A 10,467-nucleotide genomic window follows, 5' to 3' on the forward strand; every position below is an offset into this window, starting at 1 on the left:
GGCACCCACGGGTCACATAGGCCTCACCCCGGCCGCCCGGGGGCCCGCAGCCCGCGCGGGCGCACGGCGCTGACGGCCCCTGCCGCAGCAGCCACGCGCGCCCTGCGCCGGCCTCATCGCGCCCGCAGCGGCTCCGTGCCGAACCCGCCCGCACTCACACCGCGCACCCAGGGGGACAGCCGCTTCGCGGAACTCGCCCCGGACGGCCCCGCGTTCGTGCCCGGCCAGACGACCTCGGCCGCGGCACCGGCGCGGAGCGATCTCCACGCCGTCACGTCAGCGCACCCGTCGCGCCGCGGTACGCCGCGGAAGCCCGGGCCGGCGGGCACCGCACTGAAGTTGTACAGGAACAGCAGCACGACGATGAGCGGCACCGAGCGGAACAGCCAGGTGTACGTCCAGCTGACGGCGCGCAGCACGGGGCTGCCGGAGAGCCTGGCCAGTGCGAGCGCGATCCCGCCGAGCAGGCCGGGCACAGCGCTGTACGCGGCCACCTCCAGGGTGATGAGCAGCCCGTCCAGGATCACCGGCCGGACGAACCAGTACGCGAAGCGGTCCCACTGGTAGAAGGGGTTGGTCACCAGGCCGTGGGCGATCTGGGCGACGAGCACGAGCACGACCGCGGTGGGCGGCCCGCTCGGCGAACTCGCGCGCGGCGTCCTGCGGCAGAGCCGTCACCGTCACCAGCGAGGCTCAGGCGGCGCCCCTGGCCAGGCCGGTGATCGCGGACTCGAGGTCGGACAACGCCGCGGCGACGTGGGGGAGTTCGAGGGGGGACGCGGAGGTGAGGGCGGCGTGGCGCTGGCGGTCGTCGGTGCCGTGGAGGGGGCCGGTGTCGATGCGGACGTGGAGGGCGGACGGGTCGTCGCCGAAGCGGTGGCCGCCGGGGACCGGCCGGCCGAGGCGGGCGGACAGGGCGGCCTCCAGGGTGGGCGCGTCCGTGACGCCGGCGGCTGCCAGGGCGTGCCGCAGGGGGCCGAGGTCGGCGTAGAGGTGGAAGCCCGCTTCGGGTGGGCGGCACAAGGCGCCCGCACGGGTGACCGCCACGTACGAGGCAGCGCCGAGGGCGGCGTGCAGGCGGGTGGCGGCGGCGAGATGGGCCCGGACGTCCGCGCCCTCGGCGAGCGCGTGGGCGGCCGTGGCGGCCACCGGCTCCGCAAGCACCGCGCGCAGCCCGGCGCAGCGGTCCGCCACGGCGGCACGCAGGCGCGCGCCCTCGGCGGTGGCCGGGAAGCGGGCGATCGCCACGGGCCAGGACGGCGGGGCCAGGGCGGCGCACAGGTCCACGACGACGATCGTCCGGCCGGGCAGCATCTCGGCGGGGGTGAGCAGCACGGTCTCGTGCGGATGGTGCACCGTGTCGGCGTACGTCTCGTCGGAGACCAGCAGCAGCCCGCACTGCTCGGCCGCCTCGCACACCTCGTGCAGCAGTTCCGGGGGCGTCACCGTCCCACTGGGGTCGTCGGCGGCCGACATGAGCAGCACGCGCGGGTCGCTGCCCTCCGCGCGGGCCCGGCGTACCGTTTCCAGCAGGGCGAAGGGGTCGGGTGCGCCGCCGCCCACCGCGGGGGTCTGCACGGTCGTGGCGCGCCGGCCCAGGGTCCGCACCAGCGGCGCCTGCCAGGCGGCGGCGGGCCTGGCGAGCACGACGTCGCCGTCCACCGCGGCGAGCAGCGCCAGCAGCAGGGGCTCCGCGCCCGGCGCGGCGACGGTGTCGGCCGCGGTCGTGGCGAGCCCACGGCGCTCCCAGTGACCCGCGGCGGCCGCGCGCACCGCCTCACCGCCCCCGGGCGGCTCCGGCACGGCACCGCCCGGCATGCCCGCGGACAGCCGCTCCGCCCAGTACGGCGGCACCGGCAACCCCGGGTCAGGGCGCAGACCGGCCCGCGCGAGGCGCCCGGCAGGGGCCGGCGGTGAGGTCCGCTGCATCCGTACCTCCGGTGGGATCGGGTGACCGGCGGGATCCGGCGACCGGGCACGGCCCGGCCCCCGCCGCCACCCTCGCACGCGCTCCGCGCTCCCGCCGCCGGGGCGCGCGAATCCCGCTGCGTGCCACCGGGAATCCAGGGCAACCGGAATCCAGGAGGTGTTCCCATGGTCCCGCTGCTCGTCGTCCTGCTACTGGCCCTCGTCTTGTTCGGCGCGGCTTTCGCGGTCGACGTCCTGTGGTGGGCCGCCCTGGTCGTCCTGGTGCTGTGGCTGCTCGGATTCGTGGCACGGAGCGGTTCCGGCGGCTCGCGCTGGTACCGGTGGTAGTGGACGCGACCGCGAGCGGCAGGAGAGGCGTGCGGCGGCCGTCGGGGGGCCGCGCGCCCCGGATCCGCGAGGTCTCCTCGCCCGGTCCGCTATTGCTGCGCCTGGACCGGCATGCGCAGGGTCCGGGCCCTCGCCCCGGCCCGCGTACGGCCGGCGGAGACCATCCGATGGGGATGACGGCGCAGGTACTCGCCCTCCAGGGCCGCCATCCGCGAGTTGTGGGCGTCGAGGGCCGCCCCGGAGCCGTAGAGCAGCGTCTCGTGGCGGGTCCGGTGGACCGACTCCAGTTCCTGCACCAGTTGTCGTTCGTCCAGGTCTGCGGGGTCGACCCCGCCGGGGTAGCGGCTCATGGGTCGCGCACCTTCCTTTCGCCTCCTGTCACCTCGCCCGTTTGGTACCCCCGGTGCGGGGATTCATCCGCTTCTGTGGGCATTCAACAGGCATCGGACCCCTGGTCCGGGTAGACGATGGAGAGACCTGACCCCTGAGGAAAGGAGCCACCGTGCAACGAGGAAGCGACCGTCTGAGCGTCCACCGTGACGACGAGATGAAGCACGAGCTGCGCGAGCTGCTGCGCTCCGGGCACTCCACCCGGGTCGAGGAGTGGCACGACCCCGAACCCGCCGCCGACGACGACCCCGAGGTCGGCACCGGGCCCGCCTGGGCGGGTGCCCCCGAGGGCACGGCGGTGCGGTTCGAGCTCGGCAGGCATCTGACCCGGGAGCCGTTCCCCGCCCGGCGCGGCGACCTGCTGCGGGCCCTGCGCGACCGGCACGCGCCGGACCCCCTGACCGACCTGGTGGACGGACTCCCCGGCGACAACCGGCGGTACGCCAACGTCCAGGAAGTCGTACGGACGCTGGGCATGCGCCCGGAGGCCTGACGGGCCGCACGACCGCGACGCGGGCCGCGGGGCCGGTCCACCGGTCCCGCGCGCCGCGCGCCCGCACCGACCGCACCGTCCGGGAATCGATCGATCGTGGAGGTAGCCGTTGTGCGCCGGATCCTGAGCGCATGGGACAAGGAGCTGTTCCTGAACGTGGCGACCCGTTCGTGGCCCGCCGCCGAGCCGGTGCTGCCGCGGCTCAGCAAGGCGGCCAACCACGGGCTGCTGTGGTTCGGGGTCGCGGCCGGCATCGCGGCCGTCGGCGGCCGCACCGGCCGGCGCGCCGCCCTGCGCGGCGCCGCGTCGCTGGCGGTGGCGTCGGCGGTGGTCAACACCGTCGGCAAGGGCGCGGTGCGCCGCAACCGCCCGGTCCTCGACGCCGTGCCGGTGATGCGCCGGCTGTCGCGACAGCCCGGCACCACGTCCTTCCCGTCCGGCCACGCCGCGTCGGCCGCCGCGTTCGCCGCCGGCGTCGCCCTGGAATCGCCCCGCTGGGGCGCCGTGGTGCTGCCGGTCGCCTGGTCTGTGGCGTTCTCCCGGATCTACACCGGTGTGCACTACCCCAGCGACGTCGCCGCCGGGATGGCCCTCGGCGCGGGCGCGGCCCTGGCCGTGCGCGGCCTGGTCCCCACCGGGCGGCAGCTGGCGGTGCCCCCCACCCCCCGGGCCGACGCCCCGGCCCTGCCCGACGGCCGCGGGCTGTACGCGGTGGTCAACGAGGTCTCCGGCCCTCCGCCGCTGCTCGGCCCGCCGGCCGAGCGGCTGCGCGGCGCGCTGCCCGAGGCCGTGGTCGAGGAGTGCTCCGAGGACGACGACCTCGCCGAGATGCTGGAGAAGGCCGCCCAGCAGGCCGCGGAGGCCGGCGGCGCGCTCGGCATCCACGGCGGGGACGGCAGCGTCAGCCTCGCCGCGTCGGTCGCGCTGCGGCACGGTGTGCCGTTGCTCGTCTCCCCCGGCGGCACGTACAACCACTTCGCGCTCGACCTGTCGATCGAGAGCATCGAGGACGCCGCACGGGCGGCCCGGGAGGGCACCGCGATCGCCGTCGACGTCGCGCGGGTCTCCCCGACCGGCGACGCCGCGGGCGAGGAGGACGGGTCCGCGCGGTCCACGGTCTTCCTCAACACCTTCAGCATCGGCGTCTACCCCGACCTGGTCCGCTACCGCGAACGCTGGTCGCGGCGCGTGGGCAGCTGGCCCGCGGGGGTGCTGGCCGCGCTGCACGTGCTGCGCACCTCCGCCCCGATCGACCTGGAGATCAACGGACGTCGGCACTCGGTGTGGATGCTCTTCGCCGGCAACGGCGCCTACCGCAGCATCGGCCCGGCGCCGCTGCGCCGCCGTGCCCTGTCCGACGGGCAGCTCGACGTCCGCATCGTCCCCGGCAGCCCCTACGCCCGCACCCGTCTGCTCGCGGCCGCCCTCACCGGCTCCACCACGGCCCTGCTGCGGCGGCTGCGGATCGGCGGCGTGGACCCCGGCGTCCGCCTGGCCTTCGACGGCGAGGTGGCGCCCGCACCGCGCGACCTGATCATCGACAAGGCCAACGAGGCCCTGACCGTCTACCGGCCGCTCTGACCCGGGCAGCACGACGCGGGCCGCGCTCCCCGGGGGCGCGGCCCGCGTGGCACGCGCGGGTGGGCGGACGCCGTCGGTCAGCCCGACAGGCCTGCCAGCGCACGGACGCCCTCGCCCTTGATGGTGAGGGTGTCCGGCGATCCCGCGTCTATCGCGAGCGTGAGCTCGTCGGACGGCCAGCCGCTGCTCAGCGCCGCGAGGGGCAGGATGCGGTACCCCCGCGCGTTCGGCAGGGCGTGTGCCAGGCGCACCTCCGAGGTGAAGACCGGGACCAGCTTCGTCCCGTCCTCCTGCTCGAAGACCGGCAGGCTGATCGTCTCCTGCTCCGCCCCGTCCCCCGCGGACTCCTCCGGCGCCCCCGGCACCGGCAGCAGGATGTCGCTGGCGGCCAGGGTGCTGAGCGCGGCCGCGTTGTCACCGCCGGTGGCGATCTCGTGCAGGGCACGCTGTGCCGGGGGCTGCGCACCGTTCGGAGTGGTGAAATCGGTCATGGCCGTTCCCTTTCCGTTGCTTGCGTACGGGGTGGCTCGGGGGCTGCGCGTACCCAGCGGGGGAACGGTCATGCGTGCTCCGCGGGTGTCACTCGTACTCGGTGCCGCCCTTGCGGGTGAGGTAGGCGTCGCTGACCGCCTTGAGGACGGCGCGTCCGCCGAGCTCGGGGCTGTGCCGGTCGGGGGCCGCCCGGACCACGACGCCCTCGCGCAGGTGCAGGGCGCGGCCGGAGACGGTCTCGGCGCCCCGCGCGAGCTCCAGGACGACGTCGAGGTCGTACGGGCCCTGGTGGAGCGTGGGCACCAGCGGCACGCTCCCGGCCGGGAGGACCTCGGCGGGGTCGAGCCAGCGGACCGCCCCGTCGATCTCGGCGGCGACGTCGAAGGCCGCGTAGCCGGGCGTGCCGCGGCCCGCGTCGGCGCCGTAGCCGAGGTCCTGGACACCGGCGCCGTAGACCTCGCCGAAGATCGCCACGCGGGTGGCGCCGAGCCGGCCGGCGAGGGCCGCGGCGACGTCGGGCAGGCCGTGTCCGCGGACGGCGCGCCAGTAGAGGTTGCCGTCGGCCTCCTTCAGGGCGAGGCGCTGGGCGCCCAGCCCTTTGGAGGTGACCAGCACACGTCCCGAGTCGGCGAGGTAGGTCAGGCAGCAGGCCGTTCCGTGGAGCTTCTCGGTGATCGCGACCGGCTCGCCCTCGCCGAACACCTCGGGGTGGCGCTTGACGTTCTCGATGTCGATCCACGGCAGCAGGTCCGGCGCGGACTCCACGTCGCCGCTCATCGACACCGGGACAGGCGGCACCCACTTGGTGATGCCGAGCAGCTCCGCGAAGTCGGTGGCGTCGCCGGCGGCCCGCGCCAGGTCCGTGCCCTCGAGCGCGGCCGGGCGGCAGACGATGCCCTGGGACAGCTCGCCGCGCAGCCGCACCGCCTTGACGCGGTCGGCCGCGGGGCCGGCGAGCCGTCCGGTCAGGCCGAGCTCGTCGATGAGCGCGGAAGGCAGCACGGACTGCTCGGGGATGTACAGCGCGAAGTCACCGGTCCGGTAGGCGCCCTTGGCCACGACCGCCCGGTAGAGGCCGACCTGGGCGAGTTCCAGGGCGTCCGCGTTCGGGTGGTCGTGGACGGTGAGCCGTTCGGCCGTGACGCGCAGCGTCGACATCGGGTTCCCCCTCGTGGTGGTGCGTGGATCGGACCACTGTGCGGGGTGCCGCGCGTCGCGGGCGAACGGTTTTTCAGGGTGCCGGTGCCATCCGGAAGTCGTACGCCCGGGGCAGCGGTTCGTCGGTGAGGGCCTGCCATGTGGTGTGCAGCGACTCCTCCCCCTCCCTGAGGTCGTCGACGGTGAAGCCCTCGTCGAAGACGGCCCGAGCGGCCGCGACGTCGCCCGCGGCGAGCAGGACTTGGGCGTGCAGCAGCCGGAAGCGCCCGCGGGCGCGGAGGGCGCCGGGCAGGGCTTCCAGCACGGCGGCGGCGTCGCCGGGGCGGCGGGCGGCCAGAAGGGCCGGTACGGCCTCGCGGGCCAGGGCGCCCGCGGCGGTGGCCCAGGCGTCGCCCCCGGGGACGGCCCGGAAGGCGTCGAGGTGGCGCTGGGCGGCGCGCTCCGGATTGCCGTCGGTCTGGTCGGCGACGGCCAGGCAGTGCAGCGGCAGGCACGAACCCGACCCCGCGGCGGCCCGTTCCCAGCTGAGCACGGCCTGGGCGCGGTCACCTGCGTGCCACTGGGCGAGGCCCAAGTGGTAGTCCAGGGCCCAGCCGTTGCCCTCGTAGGTGGCCGCGGTCTCCAGCAGTTCCCGCCACTCCGGGGAGACGAGCGCGGGGCCGGGGACGGAGTCCTCGCCGAGCCGCGGGAAGACCCCGGCGAGCAGGAGTTCCAGCCAGGGTTTCTGCCGCTCGCCCATGGTGTCGGCGGCGAAGGGCGTGCCGGGCAGGTCGAAGCGGCCGCGGGTGACCTCCAGCGCACCCCAGCCGGAGCCGGTGGCGAGGACGTCCTTGGGCTCGGTGTCCGCGGCGGGCAGCCACGCCTCGTGGGCGGCGCGCAGGTGTTCGCGCGGCAGGACCGCCTCCAGCCGTTCCGCCACGGCGCGGGAACCGGCGCCGGGAGCGGTCTCCAGCGGGCCGTAGGCCTCCAGCCAGCTCACGGCGGCACCCGGGGCCAGGGGGAGGTGTTCCAGCTGGGTGGGGGCGAGTCCGGCCTGGATCTCCAGGTAGCCCGGGGCGTCGCCCTCGTCCCCGGCGAGCCAGCGTTGCCAGCGGCGTCCGCCGGGACCCCGGCCCCAGACGAAGAGCTTGCGGCCGCCGAGGGCGTCGGTGGAGGTCTGCACGAGGCCGCGGCCGTCGGCGTCGAGGGCGGCGATCCAGGGGCGGGTGCCGTCGGGCAGGTCGTAGAACCAGTCCGCGGGGTGCTCGGAGGCGGTGGGCGCCTCGGGGGCGGGCACCCGCTGGAGGGTGCGGGAGGCGCCGAAGTGCCAGGCGTGGGTGGCGGGTGCGACGACGCGGGTGCCAGGTGTCTGGGGTACGGCGGTGTTGGACCACCAGTAGAGGGGAACGGTCCGGTGGTGAGGATTGCGGACGCGTACCCCCGCGTAGAGGAAGTCGGAGCCCTCGGGGAGCCACAGGTCGATCTGGAACGGCAGGTCGCGCAGCCGCTCCCACTCCCAGAGGCGGAGCATCTCGCCGCCGTCGGGGGCGGGGACGCGGGCGGCGTGGAGCGGGGCGCAGCTGAGCGTGGTGTGCCCGGTGGCGCCGGGGTTCCATTCGATGCCGCCGGAGAACCAGGCGCCGGCGAGGCCGAAGTCGGCGTACTGCAGGACGGGGTCGGCGTGCAGCAGTTCACGGCCCGTGGGCTTGTGGTGCAGCGCGTACAGGCGGCCGCCGAGGCCGGGCAGGACGGTGGCGCGCAGCCGGTCGTTCTCCAGGACGACCGCGTCCAGCGCGGTGGGCACGCGTTCGCGGGTGTAGCCGTCGAGACGCGGTACGGGGAGCAGGGTGCGCAGTTGCCCGTAGGCGATGCGCCGGGCCATGCCGGGCGGGAGCGCGGCGCTCTCGGCGGGGTCGAGGACGTGCGGGTCCCCGGACGCGCGGAGCGCGGGCAAGGGGTTCTCCGGGCCGAGCGGGCTGGCCGGGAGGGTGAGGGTGGTGCGTCGCACGGTGGTGGCCAAGAGGTCCCTCTCTCTGTCACCGGTGGTCGGGTGAGGACATGGAACCCCCTTTCGGCCTGCGCCGTCAGGGGTTTGGACCTCACGGAACGGGCCGCGTGCGGACTTCAATATATGGTGAACGTCATTTTGGCCTTCTTTTGCCGTCGGACAGGTCCGGGAGGGTTTGCCGATCATGCTGTCCACGCTGTGGAGCCCGCCGAACGGCACGCCCTCGCGCGCGCCCCGCGTTCCGCGTCCCGCCCCGGTCGAACGCGCGCACAGTCCGCGGCTGGCGGCGCTCGCCGCCCGCCCCGAGCGCGAGGCCGAGTTCTGGCGGGCCGTGGAGGCCGAGGGGACACCACTGGTGGAGCGCCTGGACGGCGACCCCGGGCACGCCGCGGTCACCTTCCTGTGGCGCGGCACGGCCGCAACGCGCGCCGTACTGGCCCTTCCCAACCAGGTGCTCGACCCTGACGACCTGGCCGGCAACCTGATGTCGCGCGTGCCGGGCACGGACGTGTGGCACTGGACGATAAGGATGCGGGCCGACTGGCGCGCCACGTACGCGCTCTGCGTGGACGAGGGCGACGGCGCGGGCGTGGCCCCGTCGGGGCCCAAGGGCCAGGCGTACCTGCGCGGACTGCGGCGGAACCCGCGGCGCGACCCGCTCAACCGGGCGGATTTCCCCACCCGCTGGGGCACCGAGCCGCTGTCGGTGGTCGCCCTCCCCGCGGCACCGGCGCCGCTCGGCGCGGGGCGGAACCGGCCCGGGACGCCGGTGGGCGAGGTGTCCGTCCACACCATGCGCAGCGCGCACCTGCGCAACTGGCGCCGTGTGTGGGCCTACGCCCCGTCCGGCTACGAGGACCTCGCCGGGCTGCCGGTGGTGGTGCTGCTCGACGGGGACGTGTGGCAGCAGCACCTCGACGTCTCGGCGCTGCTCGACGGGCTCGTGGCGGCCGGCGCCCTGCCCCCGCTCGTCGCGCTGATGCCGGACGCGCTGGACAGCGACACCCGGCGCCGCGAACTCACCTGCGACGACCGCTTCGTGGCCTTCCTGACCCGTGAACTGCTGCCCTGGGCCGCGCGTCGGTGGCCGGTCAGCGGCGACCCGGCACGCACGGTCGTCGCCGGCCAGGGCCTCGGCGGACTGGCCGCCGCGTACGCCGCGTTGCGCCGGCCCGAGCGGTTCGGGAACGTGCTCGCCCAGTCCGGCGCCTTCTGGTGGCCGGCCGGGCGGCGCGCGGGAGCCCTGCCCGAGGAGTGGCTGACCGGGCGCGTGGCGTCGCTGGCGCGAAGACCGGTGCGGTTCCACCTGTCGGCGGGCCTGCAGGAATGGGGCCTGACGGCCGTGGTCCGGCGGCTGCGGGACACCCTGCTGGCCCAGGGCTACGAGGTGGCGCACCACGAGTACAACGGCGGCCACGACTACCTGTGCTGGCGCGAGGAACTCGCCCACGGCCTCGCCTCCTTGCTGCGCGGCCCCTTCCCGGGCACCCTCCCCGGCCCCCGCGTATCGGCCCCGGCCGACACGGAGCCGGTCTGACGCGGTGGCGCGGCACGCTCGCGCCGGGGGCGGTGACGACCCGGCGCGGCACGGGCCCGGGAAGTGCCCCATGGCCAGGCCTCTTTGCCGCGCGGCCCGTCCCCCGCACCCGCGTATCCGCCCAGGCCGACACGGAGCCGGCCTCACACGGCGGCGCGGCACACCCGTGCCGGGGGCGGTGACGACCCGGCGCGGCACGGCCACTACGGGACGCGTACCGGCCCGGCGCGGCACGGGCCCGGGAAGTGCCCCACGACCGGGCCTCATTGCCGCGCGGCCCCTCCCCCGCACCCGCGTATCCGCCCAGGCCGGCACGGAGCCGGCCTCACGCGGCGGCGCGGCACGCCCGTGCCGCGAGCGGTGACGACCCGGCGCGGCACGGCCACTACGGGACGCGTACCGGCCCGGGACGGCACCCCTGGCCCCGGCCGTCGGCCGCGGCTGCGCGCCGCCCGGCGCACGTGACGGCCGCGCGGGCGCGGGGGCCCGCAACGACCACGGCATGAGCCTGGCCGCCCACCCGGCGTGGCGCAGGCGCCACCGGAGAGCGCGGCGGATGCCTGCGCACTGCCG

Annotated in this window: 9 protein-coding genes and 1 pseudogene; 4 read left to right on the forward strand and 6 right to left on the reverse strand. The window is 76.1% G+C overall.

Annotated elements, in window-relative coordinates:
* Positions 1-308 precede the first annotated feature (308 nt).
* Together PV410_RS00380 and PV410_RS00385 are read right to left on the reverse strand one after the other, a co-directional pair.
* Positions 309-617, reverse strand: a pseudogene (locus PV410_RS00380) (ABC transporter permease subunit); the annotation flags it as partial.
* Between the two features lie 76 nt (positions 618-693).
* Entirely contained in the window at positions 694-1,929 is a 1,236-nt protein-coding gene (locus PV410_RS00385; RefSeq protein WP_500321548.1) for an aminotransferase class I/II-fold pyridoxal phosphate-dependent enzyme, read from the reverse strand.
* 165 nt (positions 1,930-2,094) lie between these two features.
* Here PV410_RS00385 and PV410_RS00390 point away from each other — a divergent pair, with 165 nt between their 5' ends.
* Positions 2,095-2,256, forward strand: coding sequence for a hydrophobic protein (locus tag PV410_RS00390; RefSeq protein ID WP_500321549.1), 162 nt, complete (start codon positions 2,095-2,097; stop codon positions 2,254-2,256).
* Between the two features lie 89 nt (positions 2,257-2,345).
* Here the strand turns inward: PV410_RS00390 and PV410_RS00395 are convergent, their stop codons facing one another.
* Positions 2,346-2,606 carry a DUF6158 family protein gene (locus tag PV410_RS00395; protein ID WP_500321550.1) on the reverse strand — a complete coding sequence of 87 codons (261 nt, stop codon included), beginning with the start codon at positions 2,604-2,606 and terminating at the stop codon, positions 2,346-2,348.
* Positions 2,607-2,758: 152 nt separating this feature from the next.
* On the opposite strand from PV410_RS00395, the gene PV410_RS00400 reads away from it, so the two are divergent.
* Both PV410_RS00400 and PV410_RS00405 read left to right on the forward strand, forming a co-directional pair.
* Entirely contained in the window at positions 2,759-3,139 is a 381-nt protein-coding gene (locus PV410_RS00400; RefSeq protein ID WP_499514844.1) for a DUF2795 domain-containing protein, read from the forward strand.
* A 111-nt stretch (positions 3,140-3,250) separates the two neighbouring features.
* Positions 3,251-4,720 (forward strand): bifunctional phosphatase PAP2/diacylglycerol kinase family protein, encoded by a 1,470-nt coding sequence (locus PV410_RS00405; protein ID WP_500321985.1) that lies wholly within the window; start codon positions 3,251-3,253, stop codon positions 4,718-4,720.
* Between the two features lie 77 nt (positions 4,721-4,797).
* On the opposite strand, the gene PV410_RS00410 is transcribed toward PV410_RS00405, so the two are convergent.
* The 3 genes from PV410_RS00410 to PV410_RS00420 form a co-directional block, all read right to left on the reverse strand.
* Positions 4,798-5,211, reverse strand: a complete 414-nt coding sequence (locus PV410_RS00410) for an SseB family protein (RefSeq protein ID WP_499514843.1) — start codon at positions 5,209-5,211, stop codon at positions 4,798-4,800.
* An 88-nt stretch (positions 5,212-5,299) separates the two neighbouring features.
* Positions 5,300-6,370 (reverse strand): RNA ligase (ATP), encoded by a 1,071-nt coding sequence (locus PV410_RS00415; protein WP_500321551.1) that lies wholly within the window; start codon positions 6,368-6,370, stop codon positions 5,300-5,302.
* Between the two features lie 73 nt (positions 6,371-6,443).
* Positions 6,444-8,369, reverse strand: a complete 1,926-nt coding sequence (locus PV410_RS00420; protein WP_500321552.1) for a DUF5107 domain-containing protein — start codon at positions 8,367-8,369, stop codon at positions 6,444-6,446.
* A 172-nt stretch (positions 8,370-8,541) separates the two neighbouring features.
* On the opposite strand from PV410_RS00420, the gene fes reads away from it, so the two are divergent.
* Complete coding sequence (fes, locus tag PV410_RS00425; RefSeq protein WP_500321553.1) at positions 8,542-9,894, forward strand: enterochelin esterase; 1,353 nt, start codon at positions 8,542-8,544, stop codon at positions 9,892-9,894.
* Positions 9,895-10,467: the final 573 nt, after the last annotated feature.

Origin of the sequence: Streptomyces sp. PA03-5A (assembly GCF_033792725.1) — a bacterium.
In the GTDB taxonomy this organism is placed as follows: domain Bacteria; phylum Actinomycetota; class Actinomycetes; order Streptomycetales; family Streptomycetaceae; genus Actinacidiphila.